Annotated in this window: 21 protein-coding genes and 1 pseudogene; 16 read left to right on the top strand and 6 right to left on the bottom strand. The window is 37.5% G+C overall.

Going from position 1 to position 26,523, the window contains the following annotated elements; all coding sequences use genetic code 11:
- Positions 1-163: 163 nt before the first annotated feature.
- Positions 164-1,360: a multidrug effflux MFS transporter gene (locus tag NKR74_RS13685; RefSeq protein ID WP_253631155.1), complete on the top strand. Its 1,197-nt coding sequence runs from the start codon at positions 164-166 to the stop codon at positions 1,358-1,360.
- Positions 1,361-1,596: 236 nt separating this feature from the next.
- Here NKR74_RS13685 and NKR74_RS13680 read toward each other — a convergent pair whose 3' ends face one another.
- The 3 genes and pseudogenes from NKR74_RS13680 to NKR74_RS13670 all read right to left on the bottom strand — a co-directional run bounded on the left by NKR74_RS13680 (position 1,597) and on the right by NKR74_RS13670 (position 4,030).
- Entirely contained in the window at positions 1,597-1,740 is a 144-nt protein-coding gene (locus NKR74_RS13680) for a hypothetical protein (protein WP_176524666.1), read from the bottom strand.
- A gap of 189 nt (positions 1,741-1,929) precedes the next feature.
- Positions 1,930-3,363, bottom strand: a pseudogene (locus NKR74_RS13675) (IS4 family transposase).
- A gap of 145 nt (positions 3,364-3,508) precedes the next feature.
- On the bottom strand, positions 3,509-4,030 hold the full coding sequence (locus tag NKR74_RS13670; RefSeq protein WP_253629922.1) for a GrpB family protein: 522 nt from the start codon (positions 4,028-4,030) through the stop codon (positions 3,509-3,511).
- A gap of 178 nt (positions 4,031-4,208) precedes the next feature.
- Here NKR74_RS13670 and NKR74_RS13665 point away from each other — a divergent pair, with 178 nt between their 5' ends.
- On the top strand, positions 4,209-5,159 hold the full coding sequence (locus tag NKR74_RS13665) for a nucleoside hydrolase (RefSeq protein WP_253629921.1): 951 nt from the start codon (positions 4,209-4,211) through the stop codon (positions 5,157-5,159).
- A gap of 330 nt (positions 5,160-5,489) precedes the next feature.
- Here NKR74_RS13665 and NKR74_RS13660 read toward each other — a convergent pair whose 3' ends face one another.
- Complete coding sequence (locus NKR74_RS13660; RefSeq protein ID WP_253629920.1) at positions 5,490-6,683, bottom strand: alpha/beta hydrolase fold domain-containing protein; 1,194 nt, start codon at positions 6,681-6,683, stop codon at positions 5,490-5,492.
- Positions 6,684-6,988: 305 nt separating this feature from the next.
- On the opposite strand from NKR74_RS13660, the gene tnpB reads away from it, so the two are divergent.
- The 4 genes from tnpB to NKR74_RS13640 all read left to right on the top strand — a co-directional run bounded on the left by tnpB (position 6,989) and on the right by NKR74_RS13640 (position 10,622).
- Complete coding sequence (gene tnpB / locus NKR74_RS13655) at positions 6,989-8,113, top strand: IS200/IS605 family element RNA-guided endonuclease TnpB (RefSeq protein ID WP_253629919.1); 1,125 nt, start codon at positions 6,989-6,991, stop codon at positions 8,111-8,113.
- A gap of 103 nt (positions 8,114-8,216) precedes the next feature.
- Positions 8,217-8,918 carry an MgtC/SapB family protein gene (locus NKR74_RS13650; RefSeq protein ID WP_253629918.1) on the top strand — a complete coding sequence of 234 codons (702 nt, stop codon included), beginning with the start codon at positions 8,217-8,219 and terminating at the stop codon, positions 8,916-8,918.
- Positions 8,919-9,120: 202 nt separating this feature from the next.
- Entirely contained in the window at positions 9,121-10,380 is a 1,260-nt protein-coding gene (gene ilvA / locus NKR74_RS13645) for a threonine ammonia-lyase IlvA (RefSeq protein WP_253629917.1), read from the top strand.
- Between the two features lie 14 nt (positions 10,381-10,394).
- Positions 10,395-10,622: a hypothetical protein gene (locus NKR74_RS13640; protein ID WP_253629916.1), complete on the top strand. Its 228-nt coding sequence runs from the start codon at positions 10,395-10,397 to the stop codon at positions 10,620-10,622.
- A gap of 36 nt (positions 10,623-10,658) precedes the next feature.
- On the opposite strand, the gene NKR74_RS13635 is transcribed toward NKR74_RS13640, so the two are convergent.
- A complete protein-coding gene (locus tag NKR74_RS13635; protein WP_253629915.1) occupies positions 10,659-12,080 on the bottom strand; it encodes an ArsB/NhaD family transporter in 1,422 nt (473 codons plus the stop codon).
- 173 nt (positions 12,081-12,253) lie between these two features.
- On the opposite strand from NKR74_RS13635, the gene NKR74_RS13630 reads away from it, so the two are divergent.
- From NKR74_RS13630 to NKR74_RS13595, 8 genes are all read left to right on the top strand, one after another.
- A complete protein-coding gene (locus tag NKR74_RS13630) occupies positions 12,254-12,604 on the top strand; it encodes a YojF family protein (RefSeq protein ID WP_253629914.1) in 351 nt (116 codons plus the stop codon).
- 11 nt (positions 12,605-12,615) lie between these two features.
- Positions 12,616-13,281 carry a bacillithiol biosynthesis deacetylase BshB2 gene (bshB2, locus tag NKR74_RS13625; RefSeq protein ID WP_253629913.1) on the top strand — a complete coding sequence of 222 codons (666 nt, stop codon included), beginning with the start codon at positions 12,616-12,618 and terminating at the stop codon, positions 13,279-13,281.
- Between the two features lie 140 nt (positions 13,282-13,421).
- Positions 13,422-13,679, top strand: a complete 258-nt coding sequence (locus tag NKR74_RS13620; protein ID WP_253629912.1) for a YuzF family protein — start codon at positions 13,422-13,424, stop codon at positions 13,677-13,679.
- Positions 13,680-13,756: 77 nt separating this feature from the next.
- Positions 13,757-14,653 carry a manganese catalase family protein gene (locus tag NKR74_RS13615; protein ID WP_253629911.1) on the top strand — a complete coding sequence of 299 codons (897 nt, stop codon included), beginning with the start codon at positions 13,757-13,759 and terminating at the stop codon, positions 14,651-14,653.
- 470 nt (positions 14,654-15,123) lie between these two features.
- Positions 15,124-15,675, top strand: a complete 552-nt coding sequence (locus tag NKR74_RS13610) for an ECF-type riboflavin transporter substrate-binding protein (protein WP_098310193.1) — start codon at positions 15,124-15,126, stop codon at positions 15,673-15,675.
- Positions 15,676-15,685: 10 nt separating this feature from the next.
- Positions 15,686-17,380, top strand: coding sequence for an energy-coupling factor transporter ATPase (locus NKR74_RS13605; protein WP_253629910.1), 1,695 nt, complete (start codon positions 15,686-15,688; stop codon positions 17,378-17,380).
- 5 nt (positions 17,381-17,385) lie between these two features.
- Complete coding sequence (locus tag NKR74_RS13600; protein ID WP_253631154.1) at positions 17,386-18,204, top strand: energy-coupling factor transporter transmembrane component T family protein; 819 nt, start codon at positions 17,386-17,388, stop codon at positions 18,202-18,204.
- Positions 18,205-18,429: 225 nt separating this feature from the next.
- Positions 18,430-18,864 carry an NUDIX domain-containing protein gene (locus NKR74_RS13595; protein WP_253629909.1) on the top strand — a complete coding sequence of 145 codons (435 nt, stop codon included), beginning with the start codon at positions 18,430-18,432 and terminating at the stop codon, positions 18,862-18,864.
- Between the two features lie 203 nt (positions 18,865-19,067).
- On the opposite strand, the gene NKR74_RS13590 is transcribed toward NKR74_RS13595, so the two are convergent.
- Positions 19,068-20,729 carry a M4 family metallopeptidase gene (locus tag NKR74_RS13590; protein WP_253629908.1) on the bottom strand — a complete coding sequence of 554 codons (1,662 nt, stop codon included), beginning with the start codon at positions 20,727-20,729 and terminating at the stop codon, positions 19,068-19,070.
- A 797-nt stretch (positions 20,730-21,526) separates the two neighbouring features.
- Here NKR74_RS13590 and NKR74_RS13585 point away from each other — a divergent pair.
- A complete protein-coding gene (locus NKR74_RS13585; protein WP_253629907.1) occupies positions 21,527-22,609 on the top strand; it encodes a HupE/UreJ family protein in 1,083 nt (360 codons plus the stop codon).
- 95 nt (positions 22,610-22,704) lie between these two features.
- Positions 22,705-26,349 (top strand): outer membrane protein assembly factor BamB family protein, encoded by a 3,645-nt coding sequence (locus NKR74_RS13580; RefSeq protein ID WP_253629906.1) that lies wholly within the window; start codon positions 22,705-22,707, stop codon positions 26,347-26,349.
- The last annotated feature ends 174 nt before the right edge of the window (positions 26,350-26,523 follow it).

Below are 26,523 nucleotides of genomic sequence, written 5' to 3'. Positions count from 1 at the left end.
GAGGAAGATAAGTGGGGGATCACTACTGCCCGTAAAAGCCCGATTGGTTCAACTAACTATCAGTGGGGGATGAAAAAACCTCCACTGATGGAAGTTTCACTTTATGCCGCGTGTTAGTGGGAAGATAAAAAAGGGGGTTATATGATTGCAAACAGAATTACAAATGAAAGTACAAGTCGCAAAAGATAAGCGAATCATCCTAGCGATTATTCTTGGAAGCTTATCTGCGATTGGTCCGCTTTCTATTGATATGTACCTTCCGGCTTTTCCAGCCTTAACAAACGATTTGCATGCGACAAGCGCACTTACGCAGTTAAGTTTAACTGCATGTTTGTTGGGAATTGCGTTAGGTCAATTGTGGGTTGGTGCATGGAGTGACCGTCAAGGGAGGAAAAAACCGATTGTAATTGGTCTTGTTATGTATGCAGCTGCTTCCTTCTTATGTGCGTTGACACCGTCTGTATGGTTGCTCATTGTATTACGCTTTATTCAAGGTGCAGCCGGTTCAGCAGGAATTGTACTTTCTCGTGCTATTGTAAGGGATTTGTACACGGGATCTGAGCTTACAAAATTCTTTTCTGCTTTAATGCTAGTAAATGGAGCAGCTCCGATTTTTGCGCCTATTATGGGAGGACAAATTTTAAACTTTGCTTCTTGGCACGGGGTGTTTATTGTGTTAGGTGTATTAAGTGGACTTATGTTATTAAGTGTTATTTTTATTTTGCCAGAAACGTTACATGAAGAGAAAAGAACAGCAGGCGGATGGGGAGAGAGTTTATCTCATTATAAACGTTTATTACAAGATCGCGTATTTATGGGATATGCACTTTCTCAAGGGTTTATCACAGCAGCCATGTTTGCTTATATTTCAGGATCACCATTTGTTATTCAGAATATTTTTGGTGCTTCGCCGCAATTATATAGCTTATTTTTTGCGATTAATGGTTTTGGTATTATTATTGCATCTCAAGTTACAGGGCGCTTGGCAGGGCGGATTAAAGAACGTACTTTATTAGTAGCTGGACTTCTCTTTGCATTGCTAGGAGGCATCACCCTTCTTCTTATTATTTTGCTGGCACCTTCTTTAATAGGAGTGTTAATCTGCTTCTTTATTATTGTTTCTAGCGTAGGGATTGTTGGGACGACTGGATTTACGTTAGCGATGCAGAATCAGCAGAAAGCAGCAGGAAGCGCCGCAGCTTTATTAGGACTTTTACCTTTTATATCTGGCGCTGTAGTAGCACCTTTAGTTGGTATTCAAGGAGAACAGACAGCTGTACCGATGGGAATTACAATTGTTTGTTGTCATATCGGTGCAATGCTTAGCTTTATCATTTTAACAAGGCGAAAAAATAATTGAAAATTTTATATACAATATTGGGAACTTTTTAGTTTGATTGTACGTGTAAGGTTAAATGTGCAGGAAACTTATAGAAGTAGCTAGTTTTATGAAATTTATTTTAATGAGAATTAAGGTAAAATATAAGAAGGAGAAGGATTTTATCGTTTTAGCTAATTCATCTCCCACCTCAAGGAACGTGAAGCATAGTAGGTGGGAGGTGAATTGGCTTCAGGTAGGGCGTGGCATAAGCCTCGTTAACTATCTGACTTTTCGGGTGCTACTTGTAATAAATGAAAAATAGTTTGGGTACGAGTACCCAAACCCTTTTCTTCTTTGCATTTGTCTACTCGTTCCAATAATCCTTTTGGAACGAGTAGCACAACAGATACCTTTTCCATTGAAATTTCCTCTCCCAGAATAATATACTTGGTATATCAAAAAAAGGGGGGTGAAATCACATGCCCATCAACTTAAGAACAGAAACAAAATGAACTTTCGTTCATCAGGACTAAAATATCCTTAAAGTAGAGGTACACTCTTAAAAATGTACATGCCAAATAAACCTAGATAGGCATCATTTTAAAAAATTATGCAGCTTTCTTTTGCCTTCTCAAACCACTATACTCATATACAATGCCCAGAATATCAAAGACTGTCTTCTTCTCATACCGGTGAGATTTCCGGCCGTTTTTTTGTAAGAGATTAAAAAGTTTGAGAAAAACCTTTGTTATTTCTTGAGTACTTTTTTGTAGGGCTTCATACACTAAATACAGATGATCTTGAATCATGTAAATAGCTTTATATTCACTTAATTCTTTTTGCTTTTTCTGTAGTAACAGTTGTCTCATTTTGAACATAGTTGAAGAACAAAGAAAAATAGCGATTAATTGGCCGTAAAGATGACATTCTAGACGTTCCCGCTTAACATTGTGACAACGATTGATACCAAAAAGAGATTTCCATGTTTTAAATACGATCTCTATTTGCCAACGTAGAGAGTAGATATAATGAATATGTTCCATCGGAACAACTTCCCATGGAATGTTGGTAATATAAACATTGATTTCTGTTAGACGTTTACTTTTTTCAGAGTATGTAACTCCTTTTTTCTTTTCAACATAAGTTTGTTGTTTCCTACGTTTATGAATTTGAGTTGATGTGAGTCTATATATTACAACTCGTGAGGGTAATTTTTGTTGTCCAATATAGGCATTCTGAATTTCATAAGTATCTCCTGGTTTTATCTGATGCATAATATCTTCAAGGTTAAGCAAAACATATAAAGATTGCTTTTTTACTGCCCCATTCCGAAAAAATTCTGGTGATTCATTTTTTACATATACTCTATTATTTAATTTCAACCGTGAAACATAGAATACTCCCCGTTGATCCATCTGATCTAAATCTTTTAGAGAAAAGTATCCTAAATCTCGTATACATAAATCTCCTGGGCGTAAGGTATCCAAACATTCTGTACCAAAGGTTTTATCATTGTTTTTACCTGGTTCCATTTGAAAATTGAGGAATTTTCCACTATGTAAATCATACTCTAGCTGAATCTTAATACCAGCTGTTTGTGCACATCCTCCTGAACCAGGGTAAATAGGGGCCAAATGATTGGGTACTTGAAAAATAGTAGCATCTAAAATGCGTATACGTTGAAAATAAGAGGTGTATTGGTTTGAGATTTGAGACGAATCGTTTAATTTGCTTTTGATTAAAAGGGAAAATACACGTTGTAGAAATAAAACAGCGCATCGGTTAAAACGTTGATTAAGTCCTTCTGGACTTATAAGTGTAGCTGTATTTGCATAAAGCTGACTACACAATCGAGTAAGAGAATCGCTTGCTACCTGTTGACTAATCCAGATACATAAAGCAGCCAAATCTCGTGCGCCATACTTACTTTTACGTTTTACAAAACCTGTCTCTTGTGCGAGTTGTTGAAGAATATGTGGAGATAGATATCGCTACAGTTCTTCAGCGAACAAATGAAACTCATCCTGAATCGATAGATTCATACAAAAACGCCATCCTTTCTGTATATTTCTACAAAAAGAATAACGTCTTTTTTACTTAATGGATAGTGTAAAACTTTAGCTTTATGGCGATGTGACGTTACCTCATAAAGTCGTTTGATAACTTTATATATTTACATGATTTTCGTTAGCGGAAGTTAATTTCATTTTTAGCTTTCTGAATAATATCTGTTATAAATGACGCTTTTTCATTTGTGTATGCGACTCTATCATGATGATGTTTTTCAGCTAATTTTTGTTTTAATTGATAATACTGTTGGAGTGTATCAGGATGGTTTTTTAGATAATCTCTAAATAAGATATTACTGTTCCATTCTTCACTCCCTAGTTCATAAACGTGCAAATGATGTGTTCCGGCTCTCCATAATCCCTTTCTAAAAAATCTTCTGTTTGGAAACTCTTTATGAAATACATATTCATATGCAATCTTTTTTAAACGTTCAATAAACACATCTACTTCTTTTAAATTATGAACTCCAATCATAATATCTAATATTGGTTTAGCTCCTAATCCTTCAACAGATGTACTTCCAATATGTTCAATTGTAATAGCCGTATCTCCCATTATACCTTTTAGAAGCTTTTGTTCTTCTTTAAATTGTAGTGCCCAATCCGGTGTATACTCCTCAATAACAACGGGTCTTTCCATATTTCTAATCCCCCTTATGTATTTTGCGCTTGAACATAATATCAAATTTAGATGAGCAAAGCTACTTCAAATGAATAGAATCCACTCTTTAGGAATACATAAATATATACGTACAAGCTTAGTCTAATCACTACATCATTAGTGAAAGTAGGATTCTATAAATTTTGGAGGAAGACATATGAAAAAAAAGGTTCTCCTGTTTACAGATTTGGGAATTGATGATGCATTTGCTATGCTGTACACCTTTTTTCGTAAAGATATTCAACTTGTAGGGATTGTAGCCGATTATGGAAATGTATCAAGAGAAAATGTAATAAGAAATATTAACTATTTGAAGTACATAGCGGGAAGAAAAGAGATACCTGTATTCCTTGGTGCTTCTGTACCGTTGACAGGTATATTGGTTCAGTATTTCCCTGAGGTACATGGAAAAGTCGGATTAGGACCTATCATTCCCCCTGAAATTTCTTATCCAGTTTATCCTTTAAATGATATTTATCAAATTATACATTCAAATTTAGAAGACCTTATAATTATCAATTTGGGAAGACTTTCTTCGCTAGCTACGACCTTTGTATTGAATTTAGAAACAATGCGAAACGTAAGAGAATGCATTTGCATGGGCGGAGCTTTTTTCTATCCAGGTAACGTGACTGCCGTGGCTGAAGCTAACTTTTACGCAGACCCTTATGCAGCAAACTTAATTCTGCAGCATGCGAAGAACTTAACAATTATTCCGTTAAATGTAACTCAACATGCGATTGTTACACCCGAAATGGTCCAGCAAATCGATGCATTTCATCGGAATACACAGGATCTTGCAGGACTCATCATCAAACCTATGTTAGACTATTATTATAATTTCTACTCCAAGTCTAATCCTGGTATAAGCGGAAGCCCTATGCATGATTTTGTAACAGTGTGGTATTTGCTGAATCAAGAGGCTGTTAGCCTTTCAAGAGTACCCATTAAAGTTATTCCTGATCAAGGAGAAGGATTTGGTCAAAGCATTGCAGACTTTCGTTTTGTTACTAATCCAGGCTATAAAACACATAATGTAGCTTTTCAGTTTGATTATGAAAGATTCAAGAAGGATATTATGGAAACGTTCTTAAAGAAGAGAGTGTAACATACTTTATTAACTTCAGATAATACGGATTATGTGAATGAAAAGTCACTTCACTTAACGTACAGGAATTCGACTTTTTAGGTTAAAATTCGCTTAGCATACAAAATTTCCGAAATGTTGGCTGTACCCCATCGCCATCAAGTTAAGAAATGCATTGTTCCTCAAAACGAAAAAAATGAGCCAAATTCTTATAAATAGCTGTAAAAAGGTAAAATTTTCGTTATGAGGGTGTCTTAAAATCTTAGCTTGATGGGTATGCGTCAGTACCCCAATTAGGCAGACTAAAAATTTTAGTCTGCCTAATTGTTTTTAAATGGATAATTTATATGTTTATTTATTATATCTTTGAAGAAATGCCGTAACCTTCTCTTTTGCAAACTGAGTACTCAAACTACCTGGGTTTATATCGAATCCATGGTCAACGTCTGGAAGAAGGTAGAATTCATGAGCTACATTTTTCACATTCAGTTCTTTGTCTAACATTTCACCTTGTTCTACTGGAACTATACGGTCACCTGTTCCTAATAATGTAATGGTCGGTGGTGTGTTGTCTTGAATATAATTGATCGGTGAAAGTAATTTATATCGTTCGGGAAATTGTGAAACAGTGCCTCCAATGTACTCTTCCATAACACCGTGTACATAATTAGTGCTCGGATTATCATTATAAAACATTGTCATATCTGCTGGCCCATACATGTTAATGACAGAGTTAACATGTACTTCTGGAACATTAGTTGAGGCTGGTAACTGTTCTTCCCCCATACTATAAGCAGCCAACATAGCGAGATTCCCTCCTGCCGATTCCCCCATTACATTTATTTTATTCGGATCAATCTGATAGGTATCTGCATTCTGTAATACCCATCCTAGTGCTGATTTGATATCTGCTACTTCATCTTTCCATCCTGCTTGTGGGGGCATACGATATTGTACGTCAAAAACGGTGTATCCTAGGTCATTTAGCCATTGTTTCCAGTGTGGAGCTTCCCCTTTATCACCCGATACCCATCCTCCTCCATGCACTAGTACAACAGCAGGCTTTAATTTGTTTTTTGAAGTCTCTTTGGCTGGCCACACATCCATCTTTAATTCAATACCATCCGTAGTTTTTCCATACACTACATTCTCCATGGGTTTTGTTGATATAGTTTGGCTGTTGAAAAAGTGGGAACTAAGAGAAACAGTAGCGTCTTTACTGTTAGCATAGCTCAACATACTAGTAATTGGCTGTACAGTTAGAAAGATTAATAGTAGTGACAATGGTACTAAAATCACCTGTGCAATTTTGGCTTTTTTCCAAAAAGCTAGTATTAAAAGAACTATTATGAACAGTGTTACAATTAATAGAGACACTGGAAATAACGCTGTGGCCCAAGCGAGTGAACTCATTAATTTATCCATATCACTTGGATTCAGAATATAGTACGATATTATGCCAATGATAGGGAATGCTACTAATGTTAGGATGGTCAAAATCCACTGTATAATGCCTCTAGGTCTCCAAGATGTTGTATGTTTCATTTTTATTTAACCTCCATATTATTAAGATTTTAAGTATAAAGTATTTTCATCTCATTTGCTATTTAATAAATGTTTATTTCGTATACGCTTTATAAACAAAACAATTGCTGTTTTATATTAAAAACTTCTTAGCGTGGGTTTTTTCCGAAATGCTGGCGGTACCCCATCGCCATCAACTTAAGAAATTGATTGTTCCCCAAAACGAAAAAAATGAGCCGAATTCTCATAAATAACTGTAAAAAGGTAAAATTCTCGTTATGGGGGTGTCTTAAAATCTTAGCTTGATGGGCATGGGGTGAAATCAGATGATAATAAATAAGGCATACAAATTCCGAATATACCCAAACAAAGAACAAGAAATCTTAATCGCTAAGACTATTGGTTGTTCTCGCTTCGTATTCAATCGCTTTTTGGCGCGTTGGAATGACACATACCAAGAAACTGGAAAAGGATTGACATACAATTCTTGTTCAGCGGAACTAACACAAATAAAAAAGGAATTCGTATGGCTAAAAGAGGTAGATAGCATTTCCTTGCAATCTACACTTAAGAACCTTGCTGATGCGTTCACTCGTTTTTTCAAAAAACAAACTGATGCACCTCGCTTTAAGTCTAAAAAGAATAAGGTTCAATCCTATACAACAAAACACACAAACGGAAATATTGCAATTGCAGGAAACAAAATAAAATTACCGAAACTTGGCTTTGTTCGTTTTGCAAAATCAAGAGAAGTAGAAGGGCGTATTTTAAATGCTACCGTTAGACGTAATCCAAGTGGGAAATACTTTGTTTCAATTCTTGTTGAAACAGAGGTGCAACCATTAGAAAAAACAGGTTCGTCTGTTGGTGTTGATGTTGGATTAAAAGACTTTGCTATTTTGAGTACAGGAGAAGTATTTTCTAACCCAAAATGGTTTCGTAAGCTTGAAGAAAAATTAGCGAAAGCACAGCGTATCCTTTCCAATCGTGTGAATGGTTCTTCGAATTGGAATAAGCAACGTATCAAAGTCGCTCGTATTCACGAACGAATTACTAGCGCAAGAACAGACTACTTGCAAAAAATCTCTACTGAAATTGTCAAAAACCACGACATCATTGGTATTGAAGATTTGCAAGTATCGAACATGCTAAAAAATCACAAGTTAGCAAAAGCAATTAGTGAAGTATCTTGGTCACAATTCAGAACAATGCTGGAATATAAAGCGAAATGGTATGGAAAAGAAGTAGTTACTGTATCTAAAACATTTGCTAGTTCTCAACTGTGTTCGTGTTGTGGCTATAAAAACAAAGACGTTAAAAATCTGAACCTTCGTGAGTGGGAGTGCCCTTCTTGTGGTATACATCACAATAAAGATATTAACGCAGGACAAAATCTTAAAAACGAAGCCATAAGACTTCTAACCGTAGGAACTACGGGGCTAGCCTACTAAAATAACCAAAGGATACTTTGGTGTTCATAGGAATCTCCCACTTCAAGCAACCTGTAAGGGTGTTAAGTGGGGGTAGTTCAAACATAGATAGAGGTGAAAAAAGATGATGCTGCAAGAGATGGCACTTCGTATATTTGTAGCTATATTGGCAGGAGCACTTATTGGAACAGAACGCCAGTGGCTTCATCGTATGGCAGGATTAAGAACGAATGCTTTGGTTTCATTAGGAGCATGCTTGTTTGTTTTATTGTCAGTTATTGTGACAGGGGAATCTAGTCCAACCCGGATTGCAGCTCAAGTTGTTAGTGGAATTGGTTTTTTAGGCGGGGGCGTCATTATTCGAGACGGCTTTAGTATTCGTGGTTTGAATACTGCTGCAACATTATGGTGTTCTGCAGCTGTTGGGACTCTTGTCGGAGCAGGTTTTTTAACAGTAGCTATACTAGGGGCGTTTGGAGTTTTATTAGCTAATATTTTCCTTCGTCCAGTTGCATTATTTATGAATAAAAAATCAACTGATCAAATGCCAGAGAAAATGAATTATGTGATAACTGCAACATGCTCTAATAAAGACGAAGTGCATATTAGGTTGTTGCTAATGCAAGTGCTAAATACAGAAGGAATTCAGTTAAGAGAACTATATAGTGAAGAGGTTGAAGAAGGTAAAAAAATAATGATTCGAGCAGTTTTACATTGTGATGCTAAGAAAACAGCTTTTATTGAAAAAGTGGTGAATAGCCTTAGTTTAGAAGCAGGCGTTACAGCTACTGGATGGAAATCTATTTCTGGACAAGAGGTTGATTAATGTTTTTTTATAAAATTAAAATAATAAATTTGGTACATGTCAAAGGTCAAATGTTTAATATGGAAACGCCATCATGAAAGGATGAATCAACACATGCACTGTGTTGATTCATTTTTTATTTAAATTACATTTGAAATATTTAGATTATTCTGTATAATGTAAAACAAAACTTTTTAAATCCTACAGTGAGGCGGTCAAAGATATGAAGAATGTGAAAGAAATGATCAAAATTGAAGATATTCTCGTTGCGTATAATACGTTAAAAGATGTGATTCGAAATACATCTTTAGAGCGAGATCCTATTCTATCAGAGAAATATCAATGTAACGTATATTTAAAACGAGAGGACTTACAAGTTGTTCGTTCCTTTAAAATACGCGGTGCCTATAACTGTATTAGCAATTTACCGATGGAAGAGTTGAAAAAAGGAGTTGTATGTGCTAGTGCGGGTAATCATGCACAAGGTGTAGCTTATACATGTCATAAATTACAAATTCCAGCAAAGATTTTTATGCCAAATACAACACCAAGTCAAAAAGTATCACAAGTGCGCTTTTTTGGGGGAGATTACGTAGAGGTGATGCTGCAAGGAGATACATTTGATAGTTCTTATGGGGAAGCAGTAAAATATTGTGAAGAGCAGGGATTAACATTTATTCATCCGTTTGATGATCCACATGTGATTGCAGGACAAGGGACGATTGGTGTAGAAATTCTACATGATACGGATTGTACGATTGATTACATGTTTATGGGAATTGGCGGAGGAGGCTTAGCAGCTGGAGTTGGAACATACGTAAAAGGAATTAGTCCTTTAACGAAAATTGTTGGGGTTGAACCAGAAGGTGCTGCTTCTATGAAAGAGGCGTTTGCGCAAGGAGAGGTTGTTAAGCTTCCGCATATTGATTCGTTTGTGGACGGAACAGCGGTCAAACAAGTTGGTTATCTTACATATGAAGTTTGTAAACGTGTACTAGATGATATTGTCGCTGTACCAGAGGGGAAAGTGTGTACGACATTACTTGAACTTTATAATAAAAATGCAATTGTTGCAGAGCCGTCTGGTGCCCTGCCAATTGCAGCGCTTGATTTATATAAAGATGAAATTCGTGGAAAGACGGTTGTTTGTATCGTCAGCGGCGGCAATAACGATATTGATCGGATGCAGGAAACGAAAGAGAGATCGTTAATTTATGAGGGACTGAAGCATTATTTTATTATTAATTTTCCGCAGCGTCCCCGTGCTTTGCGTGAGTTTTTAGATAACGTTCTTGGGCCTAATGATGATATCACCCGTTTTGAGTACACGAAGAAGAACAATAAAGATAATGGTCCGGCTTTAGTTGGAATTGAACTTCAGCAAAAAGAAGATTATGAGCCTCTTATTAGACGAATGGAAGAACAGGGCGTACGTTATATGGAAATCAATCACAATCCAACATTATTCAATTTATTGATCTAAAAGGGGTATTGAAAATGAATTTAGAAAAAAAGAAGTCAGGTGAAGAAGAAATAGCAGAACTGAAAGAGCTTGTGAAAGAATTGCACGGTTCCATCCATCAACTGCAAGCAGAAGTGCAGCAACTGCGGCATGAAAGACCAGTTGTACAAATGAAAAAGAGAATTGAATGGACGCCAGCAATGATTGGGCAAGTTGGAGGTTTAATTTTAGGTGCTCTTGCAGTTATAGGTATCTTTTGGTGAAGAAGAAAGGTTTGCAGCTCATGCTGCAAACCTTTTCTACATTAAATAACGTAAATAAATATACACGTGTGATAAAAGTAGGGCAACAATAGTTAATGGTAACCCGATTTTTAAGAATTCCATGTAAGAGAAACCGTATCCTTCCCGTTTTGCAATTCCTGCTACAACGACATTGGCAGAGGCACCAATTAGCGTACCGTTTCCTCCTAAGCAAGCTCCAAGAGATAATGCCCACCATAGTACTTCAATTTGCGGAGAATCCGGTGAAAGTCCAAGTCCGCTTGCTAAGTTTTGAATAAGCGGAATCATTGTTGCTACAAACGGAATGTTATCAATTGTGGCAGAAGCAGCACCAGATACCCATAAAATTAAGATGGATGCATAGCCAATATCTCCATTTGTTACATCCAATACTTTCTGTGCAAGTGAGGAAATAAGTCCAATATCAACAAGTGCACCGACAAGAACGAATAAACCTGCAAAGAAGAAAATTGTTACCCATTCAATATGAGCAAATACATTTTCTATCTCGTGTTCTTTTACACCGATTAGCATTAAAAGGACAGCACCAGTCATCGCAATTACAGCAGCATCAACATGAATAATAGAATGAAGAATGAATCCAAGTATTGTTAATGCTAAAATTGATAAGGACTTAACGAGTAAGCTGCGATCACGAATGTAGTCTTTTTCATTTAAAGACATCAGTTTCTGAATTTGTTCGTCGGTTGTTTTTAATTTGTTGCGATACATAACATATAAAATAAGTAATGTAACGGCAGCAATAATGGTAACAATCGGTGCTAAATTCAGTAAAAACGCATTAAAATCAAGATGCTTATTTGCAGATCCAATCATAATGTTTGGCGGATCACCAATAAGTGTCGCTGTTCCGCCAATGTTAGAGAATAATACTTCTGAAATTAAATATGGAACAGGAGCTACCTTTAAAATACGTGTAATCGATAATGTAACTGGTACGACTAATAAAACGGTTGTTACATTATCTAAAAAGGCAGAACCAACTGCGGTTAAAAGGGATAGGAGCAGTAAAATTCGAATTGGTTTTCCGCCGGCTGCTTTTGCAGCTTTAATAGCCACATATTCAAAGACACCAGATTGACTTGTAATATGTACGAGAATCATCATCCCAATTAATAGAGTAATGGTTTCCCATTGAATATGTGTAGTAAAGGCAGTATGTAAATCTACAATTCCCATAATAACCATAATTGCAGCCCCAAGCAAAGCAATGACAGCACGGTTAATTTTTTCTGAGATAATAAAGCCGTATGTTACTAAAAATACAGCAATGGCAAAGTAATATTGCCAGTTTGCAACTTCATGTGCTGAATGTTCCAATGTGTTCACCTTCTTTTTTAATATCCTATACATAGTTGTGTATAAAATTGTCGAAATACATTCCTCTGCATAAATTTCATTGTAGCAAATTCGCATACAGAAAGAAATGAAAATACAGAACACACAAAAAAAGATATGTAATTTCACATACCGTATTAAAAATATAAAATAAAAAGCAAAAAAATAGGCAAAGTAATCATTGTCCTCTATTATAAGAGATAGCAATTTACATTATTTTTTCGTAAACTGATTAAAAGAGGTGAAATCCGATGGAAATAATTACAGATACTTCTGTCGTACAAAACGAGATTGAACGTTTTCTAAATAATGATGTATACCTTCATTTAGAAACAACGAACGGTGCATATGCTTCGCATGTAAATGAAAAAACGATGACAGTTGGGGCATTTGTGCGTAATGCAGTAATTCGCTTTGAACGCGGTAAAATTACGGGAACGAATCCATACCGTATTGGTTTAAAAATGGAGCACGGCTGGGTATATGCAGAAGGTGTAACACATTGGGAAAAAGATGAGAAAAATCGTCTTTTATTAGCAGGTCATGATGAAAAAGGACGTCTAGCAGTTGCGCTGCAATTAAGTTTAACGCCATTTGCATAAGGAGTGAGATTATGGAAAGACACGTACTTGTAGTATTTCCGCATCCAGATGATGAATCATTTGCAGCGGGAGGAACAATTCGTCAATATCGAAATAATGGAATACCTGTTACGTATGCTTGCGGAACACTTGGGCAAATGGGACGTAACATGGGGAAAAATGTATTCGCAAATCGCGAAACGATTCCAAGCATTCGAAAACAGGAATTAGAAGAAGCTTGCCGGGCAATGAGCATTGAAGATCTACGTTTACTTGGTTTCCATGATAAAACATTAGAATTTGAAGATGTTGATTTTGTAGCGGATAAAATTGAAGAAGTGATTCATGATGTGAATCCTTCCTTAATCATCACATTCTATCCAGAGCACGGTGTACATCCAGATCATAACGCATTTGGACGCGCAGCTGTTCGTGCGGTAGAACGTATGCCAAAAGAAGAACGTCCAGTTATTCATGCAGTGGCGATTACGAAAAATCGTGAGGAAGTATTAGGAAAGCCAGATGTAATTAACAATATAAGTGACGTATTAGAGCAAAAGCTAGCAGCGCTTCGTGCACATCGTTCGCAAACAGAAGCGATGTTAGAAGAGATGGAAGCAAAGCTAAAAAAACAAGACCCAGCGACATTAAAATGGTTACAAGGTGAACAATTTTGGACGTATAAATGGGAATCATAAGCTAGAAAAAGTAAATTTTCTAGCTTATGATACAAAACGAGATGCTGCAATTATGGCATCTCGTTTTTTGTTAGATAGGCACATTTATCTAATCTCTCTCATACAATACAAGCGAATTGTAGAAAGAGGAGGTAATAATCATGGATTATTCACACGAAGATGTGCATGGAGACTTTCGAAATGGTTATCAGTTGAGCGGAGAAGTGGTTTCTAGTGTTGATCCGTATGTTGTGCAAACGTTACAAATGATTGTTGGGAAAAATGTTGTCGTGGATACAATGCGTGGTAGCGTGCATGGCGTATTAAAAGCTGTCAAACCAGATCATATTGTAATTGAAGAAAAGGATACACCTTTCTTTATTCGAATGCAGCAAATTGTTTGGGTAATGCCGGAATAATAATACACATGAAACAACCTTTATCTTTCATACATCAGTAATGATGGCAACGATGAAGATAAGGGGGCTTCATACCGATGATAAAACGAATTGACAAGTTGATTATCCCACTCCCTGACCCGAAGTATGCTGATGCAAACGCAGCGGCTGCGGTGCAAGAATTGTTAGGCGGCCGTTTTGGTGAGATGTCGACACTAAATAACTATATGTTCCAATCTTTTAACTTTCGCGGTAAGAAAAAGTTAAAACCGTTTTATGATTTAATTGCCAATATAACAGCGGAAGAATTTGCACATGTTGAATTGATTTCAAATGCAATTAATCTTTGCTTAACTGGAACAACGCATGCGGGAGATCCTGATATTGGAACAATGAAAGCTGCGAAAGATAAACGTAATACGCAGCACTTTATTTCAACCGCACAAACTACTCTTGTCGGTGATTCAATGGGAAAAGCATGGAGTGGAGATTATGTGTTTAATAGTGGAAATTTAATACTAGACTTATTGCATAACTTTTTCCTAGAATGCGGAGCACGGACAAACAAAATGCGTGTTTATGAAATGACAGATCATCCAACAGCGAAAGAAGCAATTGGATATTTACTTGTCCGCGGCGGCGTTCATGTTTTGGCATACGCCAAAGCGTTAGAAGTAGCAACAGGTGTTGATGTGGCAAAAATGCTTCCAATTCCAAGCTTATCTAACAAAGTATTCGATGTGGCAAGACGCTTTGAAGATCAAGGTGCCCACTTAAAACTGTACCGTTTTAGTGATAATGATTACACAGACTTAAATAAAATTTGGAAAGGAAAGCACCCGGAAGATGGGCAGCCGCTTCAAGTTATCGATGGCCCCCCACAAGGTGCGCCAATTCCAGACTTAGATGAATTGCCAGAAGAATTTGCCCCAGGGATATCACAGGAAGATTTCTTTGAAATTGTGAGAAGGTTACAGAGATCGGCTGGGTTGTAGGGGAGAGTGTTTGAAAAAAATCCCAACATCTGTTACTAGTGTCAGATAAATTATCATGCTTTATTTTGAATGAAAAAACCGATGTGAATTGGTTTTTTCATTTTTTTGTATTTGTTGATTTTTAGTGAATTAAAAATAGCTATTAAAATTATTTAAGAAGTGAAAATTATAAGTGTATCGGAAGACAGTGTATACCAGAAAGTGAAGTTCATCGCATTTTAAGATTGAACACATAACAAACCATAGCTATACATGCTCATGTTTCATCGAACAAAAAGGAGATTTAGAACGTCGGATTCAAAATGTACAATAAAAAATGGAACATATGAATTTCGAATTGGCTCACATTTTTTCAAACGGTACATTAGGTGAGCATAATTCACGCTGCTGCATCATATAAATTTAATAGCGTCTATGAAAATCATAGAAGTTATTCCAAGTAAATTTATATAACGAGAGGGGGAGTATAAATGAATAAAACGCTTTCTACAAAATTAGTTGTTGCAATTGGAATCGGTTCAGCAATATACGGTGTATTAGGATTATGGGGATTTTCCATTGCACCGAATACTTTCATAAAACCAGCGCTGGCTTTATTAACGATTTTCGGTGCTATCTTTGGACCAATTGCAGCTTTATTAATTGGACTAATCGGTCATACAATCACAGATGCCATTGCTGGCTGGGGCATTTGGTGGGGCTGGGTGTTAAGCTCAGGAATCATTGGTTTATTTATGGGATTTGTCCAAAAGCGCTCTACATTTAGTGTGAAAAATGGAAGGTACAGTAAAGGGGATATTATCCACCTTTCTATTACAGGTGTAATTGGTATTCTTTTGGGAATCATCTTTGCAGGTGTATTTGACATTCTCATTATGGGCGAGCCGTTCGATAAGATTGCTATCCAAGTAGGCGGTGCGATTATCGCAGATGTTCTCGTGTTTTTCATCCTCGGTTTACCAATTGTGTTAGGACTTGCGAAAGCCAATAAAAAGAATACTCAATTAAAGATTGAGAAGTAGGAATATACATATGAAACCGATTATTTCTTTTGAAGATTTCACATTCCAATATAAAAACGTAGCTGAACCGACGATACAGGATATTACCTTTCATATTTATCCTGGCGAAAAAGTATTAATCGCTGGGCGAAGCGGATCAGGAAAATCTACATTAGCTCATTGTATCAATGGGCTCATTCCTTTTTCTTATGAAGGGACAAGTACAGGAAATCTTTCTGTATGTGGTATTGACCCTAGACATACGAGTATATTCGAGTTAAGTCAACGCGTAGGAACGATTCTACAAGACCAAGATTCCCAATTTATCGGATTAACAGTTGAAGAAGACGTTGCGTTTGCAATGGAAAATGATTGTGCGGAGCAAGGGGAAATAAAACAAGTTGTAGAACGTTCGCTTAAAGAAGTAGACATGATTAAGTTTCATTCACATAGTCCTCACGATTTATCAGGGGGACAAAAACAGTCAGTTTCTCTAGCGGGCATACTAGCTACAAACGCTGAGATTTTGCTATTTGATGAACCTTTAGCGAATTTAGATTCTGTAAGCAGCCAAAAAGCAATCCAACTTATGAAAAAGATTCATAGACAAACGAATAAAACAATCATCATTATTGAGCATCGCATTGAAGAAATGCTCGATCTCGACTTAGATAAAATCATTCTTTTGGAAAATGGCCGCATCGTAGCAATCGAAGCACCGACTGATATATTACAGACAAATGTTTTACAAAAAGTAGGGCTAAGGGAGCCAGTATACATAGAAGCATTAAAAACATTGGAATATCCATTCTCGAATGAAGAAGTTTATCCAATAGAAAATATTAATTCTCATATATTACATGAAACGTTATCAAAATGGATGTTACAAAACCCAATACATACAGCAATATGTGAAAAAGAATGTATATGTAAAATAGAAAATATATCTTTTGCATATCCAAACAGTAATTTTGCATTGAAGGATGTATCTATGTCTATATACAAAGGTGAAGTACTCGCTCTTTTAGGAAACAACGGTGCTGGAAAATCAACATTTGCTCATATCATGACGGGAATGAAAAAAAAACATCAAGGTAAAATTCTTTTGGAAGGAACTGATATTACAACATGGTCAATCCGGAAGCGGGGAGAGGCCATCGCTTATGTGATGCAAAATCCTAATCACATGATTACACAAGCAACTGTTTGGGAGGAAGCTGCATTTGCTTTAAAACTGAAGAATGCTTCAGAAGAAATGCAGAAAATAGTAGAAAATGTATTACAAATTTGTGGTTTATATCCATTTCGAAATTGGCCGGTACAAGCATTAAGTTATGGACAAAAAAAGCGTTTAACGATAGCCTCAATTCTTGTTACAAATCCCAAACTTATTATTTTAGACGAACCAACTGCAGGACAAGATTATTTTCACTACAAAGAGTTTATGATGTTTATACAAAAATTAGCGAAACGTGGAATAGCTTTTTTATTCATTACACATGACATGAACTTAGCGCTAGAATACGCAAATCGGGCGATTGTACTACATAACGGAGAAATCATTGCAGATGATGCAGTAACTACCGTGTTGGCAAACGAGCGTATTTTAAAGCAGGCAAATCTCCGTGAGAGCTCACTTACTGGCTTAGCGAAACATGGGAATATGCCAATTCCACAGCTATTTGTTCAATCTTATATGGAAGCAAGGAGGAGGGATCATTCATGAGTAAGATGGGGACACTATATATAGAAGGTAAATCATATTTCCATCGTATGGATGGCGCTGTAAAACTAATCCTATTTATTATATGGATGATTCTCACATTCCTATTCTTTGATTTTCGTATTTTATTATGCTTATTTCTAATCGGATGCATACTACTAGGCATCGCAAAAATTCCAACGCGCAGCATGTTGATTATTTTTAGTGTTATTTTCACATTTAGTATTCTGAATTCCATCATGATTTTACTCATTACCCCAACACATGGATCGGAGCTAACCGGTACATATACGTCACTTCTCCATATTGGCTATGCAACTATTACACTAGAAACTCTTTTTTATGCAATGACACTATCATTAAAATATTTTACCTTATTACCGTTTACACTTATTTTTATTTACACAACACACCCGAGTCAATTTGCAAGCAGCTTAAACAAAATTGGACTGCCTTATAAAATTGCTTATGCAGTTAATATTGCACTGCGCTACATTCCGAATATACAAACGGAATACGAACTCATTAAACATGCACAGGAAGCAAGGGGAATTCCATTTCATAAAGGAGAAGCAACTCTTTTTCAACGCATTAAAAATCGAATGACTATTTTTTGGCCGCTTGTGATACATTCATTGGATCGAATTGATACTGTTTCGAATGCTATGGATTTACGCGGTTTTGGAAAAAAGGAGAAGCGAACATGGTACTATAGGACGAAAATGCAGCATCTTGATTATATGGCTATTCTTATTGGGATTTGCATTTTGATTATTGCTATTTATTTGAAACTCACAATTTTTTATTCGTTTTGGTATCCTTTATGAGCATTAAATGAATATTTGGTGGCTTGCGTATAATAGATGACAAACGAAAATAGGGTATTATCCAAGTCAAAGAGTACTAGTTTTATATCTTGTAACATGCGCTTGCTCCTTTTAAGTCCTCCTTTTTAAAGAATTAATCGAGTCTATTAATGCATTCTTTACTTTGATTTTAGTATAATTGATATAGTTATCAGTAGGAAATAATTTCAAAAGGGGGAGTTGGTTTTGGAAAGAGTTAACGTGGTTTCAGCTTTAATTTATGATGATAATGAGAATATATTAATAGTAAAAAACATAAAGGGTGATTCTTTTTATTGGAGCCTTCCGGGCGGAGCAGTTGAAGGAGAAGAAACTTTAGAACAGGCTATAATCCGTGAAGTAAAAGAAGAAACGGGATTTAACGTTGTTGTTACCGGGTTGAGTTCCGTTAGAGAAATGTTCTTCGAAGAAAGAGGTCATCATGCTTTAATCATTACTTTTCATGCAAAGATTATTGATGGTGAAATAAACATTAATGATCCTGATAATGATATTGTTGAAGTAAGGTGGGCAAATAGTGAATCAGTAAATGAATTAATGCCATCCTTATATGAGAGGCTAAAAATAAATTCTGATACTAATAAAACACCGGCTTTTTATGCATTTGAAGGTACCAAATAAAATCGAGAAAAGGTTTTATTATTGATAAAAGAGTAGGATACATAGGGATTTTGTTATAAACATAAGAGAATCGTTCCTTTTGATTGGTTTGGTTGTGGTGACTTGATTATATCAGAAAAAGGCGATTTATATACAAAGGAAGAGGCTGCCCAAAAGTTTTACTTTTGGGACAGCCTCTTTCACTATATAAAGGGGAGTGGAACCTATTTTACACCAACTGCATCATATGACTGCTTCACAGCTGCCACTTCTGCAGAGTTTGCGCCGTATAAATCAGCTGCTGCTTGTACTAAGGCAGCACGCGCTTGACTAAAAGTTGCAGATTCAGTTAAGTATACTGTATTTGCACGATAGTAAATTGCACCTACTTTATCTTTACCAACGCCATTCACTGTTACACCATAATGTGTACCGCCATTTGCTAATAAGTAAGCAGCTTTATTGATAATACCGCTATTTGTATGAACGCCGCCATTATCGCTCGTTCCAGTATAACGTTTAGAGTAATGATCTGGGTCACCATATTTTGTTGGATCGCTCATAGAACGAAGCGCATCCCCAGCTTGACCAGGCGTATAAATATCTTCACCAACTTCCCAATCTGGATTACGGTTATCATAGTATTCTATTAATGTTCCAAAGATGTCAGAGAATGCTTCATTTAACGCACCAGACTCATTTTGATAAATGAGGTTTGAACTATATTCTGTCACGGCATGTGTTAACTCATGTCCGACAACATCGATACCACCGGAAAATGCAATAAATGTAGATCCATCTCCATCACCATAGACCATTTGCGATCCATTCCAGAAGGCATTGTTATAATTTTTGCCATAGTGAACCGTAGATTTTAACGGTGCACCAGCATCGTTATAAGAATTGCGGTTAAAGGTGTTTTTGTAATAATTATATGTTACACCTGCATAATAATGAGCATCCACTGCTGCTGCATCGGATTTAGCATTAAAGACGTTATCTGTATCTGCCCATAACGTTCCCGGCAATCTTGTCCGGTTGTTCCCATTGTATGTGTAAATTGTTGCACCGTGTGTATTATCTTGTAAATAATAACTAGATCCAGAGAGTGTTGTATTAATAGACTTTGTATCGCCTAATACCCCTTTACCGGTTCCTACTGTACTTGTACCTGTTACAGGTTTACTTGGAGCCGTATTGTCATTTGTTGCATTGTGGATTGTATTATATTTGTTTAAAACTTTACCGCTATCAGCTTCAATGAAATAATAATAGTTTCCTGGCTCTGGATCTAAGAAATTCAATTTTACAACATATGCATATGTTGTTTCCTCACCATTTTGATATACATATAAGTCCGCAGACGGCTCTACTTCATATTTTGGGGTAAATCCTAAATCTTTTTGTGCGATTGCAATCGCTTTTTTTCCTTCAATTTTATTTTTGTTCTTCAATTTCTCTTTCTTATCTAAATCAGGTGCAACTGTTCCTGATACAACCTTTAATACACCATCTTTCCCAACATGAGCTACTTGAGTAGATCCCCATACTGGTACACCTTCATATATTTGCTGTAAACGGATAACTGTTGCTTCTCCAACAGGGTCTTTTATAATCTTTTGTACTTTAAAGGATTCTTCTGCACTTTTTTCGCCTAGTTTATAATCTTTTTTAGCAGTGTTTAAATAATCAAATACAACAGATTCTGCCTTCTTTCCTGATGCACTTGTTAGATTGCCCGATACAAACTCTGGAGACTGTACCGTCTCATTATATTTCTTTGTGGAAAGTACGTTCTTTGAATCTGCAAACGCAGAGCTTGTCCCTCCAAATGTTGTCACTGCCATTCCAGCTGCTAACACAAGTGCTAGACTCTTTTTCTTCATCATTTTTTCCCCCTAACAAAAATTTTTAAAAAGAGAGTAGCTTAATGGTAGCATTAAGTTTCTATTATTAGAATACTGAAAATTCAAATAATTTATTTCTCAAGTTTTCTAGAATTTTGATGAACAATTTAAAAAGAAAAGCTGACTCGAGAAGTCGTTTTTCAACAATATTTGATTCAGCTTCTTTATTGTTTAAGTATCTATTAAGATTGATTAAAATCCTTTAAGAATGATAAAAAATGAAATAAACTCAATCTACTTTTAGGTACTAATTGTTGCTTTGAAATAAAGTTTGATTAAAACGTAGCTACAAACGTTGATTTAATAACAAAAAAACGCTCATTTTGAAAAAAGATTGATCAAAATGAGCGTTTTTTATTTCAGTTGGATATAAGTTTTTATAAAAAAGTTTGATTGAAAATCACTTAGAATTCTTTAATTGGAAGAGGAAAAGTATAGCAAATTTTTTACAAAAATCGTGACTTTATTCAAAACATCGCGTCTTTTTTATAAACGTCGTAACTTTATTTTAAAGCCACAATATCCTGAATGTGATTTCCATTTATTGGACAGATGGCGGTGAAATCGTTAGATGCTACCTCACCCCCTATTTGGTGCAATATTAATGACTAGAGATTACAGGATTCGAATCTCTAGTCTATTTATCCTTTTTAAGATACGAAATATTAATAATATTTAAACATTTACTTTATATTTACTTTACAAAAATATCTTACGCTTTTAATTAACAAATACTTTTTGATTGTTAAATTTCTAGATTAAAGGTGTGAGAGACTTTGAAAAAAATAGTAGTTGGGTTCGCTGCGTTATTTTCCTTTATCACATTAATGTTTTTACCTATTAATGCATCTGCCCACACTGATAACAGTGAAGGGTATTCGAAAATTACGATGGATAGGGATAAGCTTCATGTAGAATTGCAGCTTGATTTTTTCGAACTGGGGAGGCTGATTGATTTTGGTGTTAGTCCAGGGGATCGGGAAGAGATGCTGAATACAGCATTAGAAAAACATCGTGATGCTGTAGCTGAATACCTTGATTCCCATGTTGAGGTATTCACCGATGGAGCGAAAGCAAAAGGCTCCGTTAATTCAACAAAGATTGAACGCAGGGTGGGACGGGAGTATGCCAAAATTGGGCTTGAATTTCCAGCTCCTTCAGCCAAATCTTCCATTCAAATACATTATAGTGTTTTCTTCGATGACAATGATACGATGCATCGAAATATCGCTTCATACGACTTAGAAAATAAAAAAGGCCAATTTATTTTCAATACAGAAGACAGGGAACTCAACGTCGGAAAGGATAGCGCAGCAGGACAGTTTTTTCGCTTTGTTCAACTCGGTTTCCACCATATCATGATCGGCTATGATCATATCCTTTTTGTTATAGCACTCGTATTTGGAGCCCGCCGAATAACGGACGTTCTAAAAGTAATTTCTGTATTTACCTTAGCCCACAGTATTACTCTTGGCTTAACAGCGTTAAAATTGATTCACTTCCCTGCAGCCATTGTCGAACCGCTCATTGCTCTAAGTATTGCATTTGTAGCAGTAGAAAATTATTTTGGCTTTTCATTAAAATATCGATTTGCAGTTGTATTTGGGTTTGGACTTATCCACGGGATTGGCTTTGCTGGTGCTTTACAGCTTGCTAACGACGTGACCTGGAGATCACTGTTATCGATTTTGTCATTCAACGTTGGTGTAGAAGCAGGACAAGCCTTAATTATTCTGATTTTATTTCCTTTACTTGTGTATATCCGCAGGTTTCAATGGTCCACTGTCGTACAGGCAGCAGCGACGGCTGGTATTTTTGGAATCGGGCTGATTTGGTATTTCGAGCGTTTCTTCGCTTGATAAAATAACTAAGCTTTTAAGGTGGTGGTACGAACATTACTTATTGAGGTTCAAATTATCGGGGGAATTTATATAAAAAATCAGGAGGAGAAATCATGAAGCCAATAGAAGCCAAAGGGAAAAATATAAAACAAAAACTTAAACCTGTTGCTGCAGTTGTAATGTGCGGCCTCGCTTTTGCTGCTGTAGTTAAACCAGTTGTAGCGGAAAATCCTACAGCAACTATAAAGGGTACAGTCTTCGCTGACAAAAACGGAAATGGGAGCCGTGATGGGAACGAGGAGGGCATTCCGCATGTTTCCGTATCTGACGGTAAAAATATAACGGTTACAGATGATCAAGGAAACTATACGTTAACGATTGATACAGATAGACGTCAGGACGATATTGTTTTTGTAACAACCCCAAGTGGATACAGCGTACCGACTGACAAAAACAAGACACCTCAGTTTTACAGACAGCTTGGCAATGTGCAGCCTGGGGAAACAAAGGAGCAAAACTTTGGTCTCCTACATACGCCGGAAAGCAGCAATCCTAATTTCAGCTTTGTCAACATTGCCGATGTTCACGTCCAGGCAGGTACTGCAAATAATCGTGAACGCTTCACAGATCAGTTAGCACAAATCAATGAATCAACCGGAAATCCGGCATTCATCGCCGTAAGCGGGGATTTGACCAACCGGGCAGACCCAACAGAATTCCAGGATTATACTGCGAGTACGGCAACATCTTCTCTCCCGGTTTATCCGGCAGTTGGGAACCATGATTTTGGGCCGGGAACGGATTATCAAACGAGAATTAACCGTTACCGTACTTATCTTGGACCGGAGTGGTATTCATTCGATTATGGCAATAGACACTTTGTAACATTAGAAAATGTATTGGGTTTCAAAGAAACTGATCAATTCGAGTGGTTAAAACAGGATCTTGAACTGAATGCAAAAGACAAAGAAGTTGTTGTATTTGTTCACAAACCGATGAATACTCCAGAAACCCCGACGCCAGAAAATACGAAGCAATTTATTGATCTTCTTAGCCAATATCATACGCGCTTGGTGATGGTAGGACATACTCACGTCAATGATGTAGCCCAGGACACAATTCCAGGCGCTAACCATGTGACAACCGTTTCTAGTGCCTATACAATTGACCAGATGCCGAACGGATTCCGCATGGTTACCTTCCAGGGAGACAAGCAGGAAGAGCAATATAAAATGTATGACGTGAAGCAAAGCGCGGCGATTGTTCATCCTGCAGCAGGCAGCGAAGTTCCACAAGGAAAAATGGACATTTTGGTAAATGCCTATAACACAACAAGTAACGTCACTAAGGTTGAATACCGTATTGATGGCGGTTCGTGGAGAAAGCTAAAGCAAAGCAGCGGTATGGCCTGGTATGATCAATGGGATGCTGGAAAAGCAGACAAAGGTCAGCATGCCATTGAAGTTAGAGTAACAGATGATGGGGGCAAGACTTGGGTTAAAAATAATACGTTTAGCATTGTTGATAATGAAACTCGGATTAAACCGAAGAAGGGAACAGACTGGTCGATGTTCCACGGCAATGCCCAGCATACCGGGGAGGCAAAAGATACACTTGCAGCTGGTCTGAGCCTTGATTGGACATACCGTACACCTGGAACAATCCTTACTTCGTCACCTGCCATTTCAAATGGTGTGGTTTATATTGGTACACGTGATGAAAGCGGTAATGAGCATCACGCTATCCATGCAGTTGACCTTGAGACAGGAAAAAAGCGGTGGGAAGTAAAAGCAGACGCACAGGTACAAGCTTCGCCTGCTGTTGCAGACGGAATTGTATATGCTTCGTCGATTCGCGGTACACTTTATGCCATGAATGCAGAAACCGGAGAGGTAATTTGGGAACAGACTGTTGGGAAGGATGAAGTACAGCGCGCTTGGATGTACTATTCTCCAACGGTAGTAGATGGAGTAGTCTACCAGGCATACAGCACAGGCAGCGGCGGTAAAATGATGGCTCTTGATGCCCGCACAGGTGCAGAAATATGGAATGTTCCTTTAGCTGGCGGCTGGATTGTAGAATCCACTCCTGTCGTTCAGGACGGGAAAATTTATGTTGGAGGAGATGGCGGCTGGCTGATCTCACTTGACGCTTCAACCGGTAAAGAATTATGGAGGAAAAAACCTGTTGGCGGCTGGATGCACTCTATGCCTTCTATCTCGGATGGACGGATATATATGGGGTACGGCGGCGGTTTGCTGGTTACTCTTGATGCAGCTACGGGCAAAGAGCTATGGCGTTACAAGAGCCCGGATTCATCCTATATTGCTGGCGATACAACTGGATCCTCTCCTGCAGTAGCGGATGGAGTGGTGTATATGGGATTCCCGGATGGAAACGTAGCTGCGTTCGATGCAGCCACTGGTACAAAGAAGTGGAGCTATCGCACGAAGGGTGGGATTATTTCTTCTGCGGCGGTTAGTGGTGAAACTGTATTTATCGGCTCGAACGATGGAAAACTTCATGCATTTGACAAATTGACCGGACAACCTTTATGGGAGCACGAAATAGGAGCATGGGTAGCTTCTTCCCCGGCTATTTCCGGAAATACGTTAGTTGTGGGAGCATTAGACGGGAACCTGTACGCCTTTACTCCAGGAGGAAAGGCTGCACAACGCTGGCCGAGACTATCTGGACAGGTAACGGACAGTGTAACAGGAGAACCGATTGGAGGGGCAACGATTGTTGCGACAGACAGCCAAGGAAACAGCCAGGTTTCTACAACAAATGCTGACGGACAATACCTTATCGGACTGCAGCCTGGCAAATATTCTCTTACAGCTAAACGTAGGGGCTATCAAAGCGGTGCGCCAGTTTCCGTAGAAGTTGCCAGCGGGGAAGTGAAAACAGTTGCATTTAAAATAAGTGAAATCACAGCACCTGTGGCAGGAATGTCCCTGGAAGCGCCGGATTTTAATGCTGGAAGCCCGCGGCTCGATGCCATGACGGGACAAACCTATCACTATATCATGAATAACCGCATCCAAGCGACGATTTCCTCACAAATTGGCGCTAATAACCTGGCAGGTACATTTCAGCCAGGCTGGCTTGGGGACATTGCCTTGCTTGATGACAACGCACTGGAAACGCTCGATTGGAGTGAATGGATCCTTTCACCGACAATGAACGATCCAAAGCGTCCTTGGAACCGTGATGGAGAGTGGCTGTCATTATCGAATATCGAAACGGTTGGCGATACCATCCAGGCATCCGGACAGGCACAAATAGATCCTTCTATTAAAGCTTCTGTTACGTATCGGGCACTTCCAAATGCACCGGTGGTAAAGTTTACGCTCGAATTGGAGAATACGGGTGAGAAGGATTTCAATGGTTATTTCCAATACCTGCTTGATCCAGACAGTGCAGATGACACAGCGTTTGTTCCAGGGATTACGAAAACAAATCCCGGCTTCATGACTTCAGGATGGACTGGAAACTATATTTATGACGGTCCGAAAACTGCCATCTCCAGCCCTGCTCATGGAATTGCTTGGACGAAGGACCAGCCCTCCGGATTAAGTGCTTTTGGATATATCTTCGGAGCATCGTTTGATGCTAGCATGAAAGCTGGCGAAAAACGTACGATTAGCTGGTATCATATTACGGACTATCCTGCCGACGGAAGCAATCCTGCAGCAAATATTGCTAAATGGGCAAATCAACTTGCTTCCATTGATCCGGATGTTGGTTTGGAATAAAGTTTGATCAGAAATGTTTTGCAAACCCTTATTTAGTGAGAACCGAAAAGAATCCATTTTGAAAAAAGATTAATCAAAATGGATTCATTTCTTTTTGGATGAACTTTTCGTTTTATAAAAAAGTTTGATCAAAAATGCGTAAATATATAGAAAATAAAAAGAAGCTGATCATGT

It is taken from the genome of Bacillus sp. 3103sda1 (assembly GCF_024159135.1).
Lineage (GTDB): Bacteria > Bacillota > Bacilli > Bacillales > Bacillaceae_G > Bacillus_A > Bacillus_A rhizoplanae.
The sequence above is the reverse complement of the archived record's forward strand: the minus strand, read 5'-3'. Positions and strand labels throughout refer to the sequence as shown.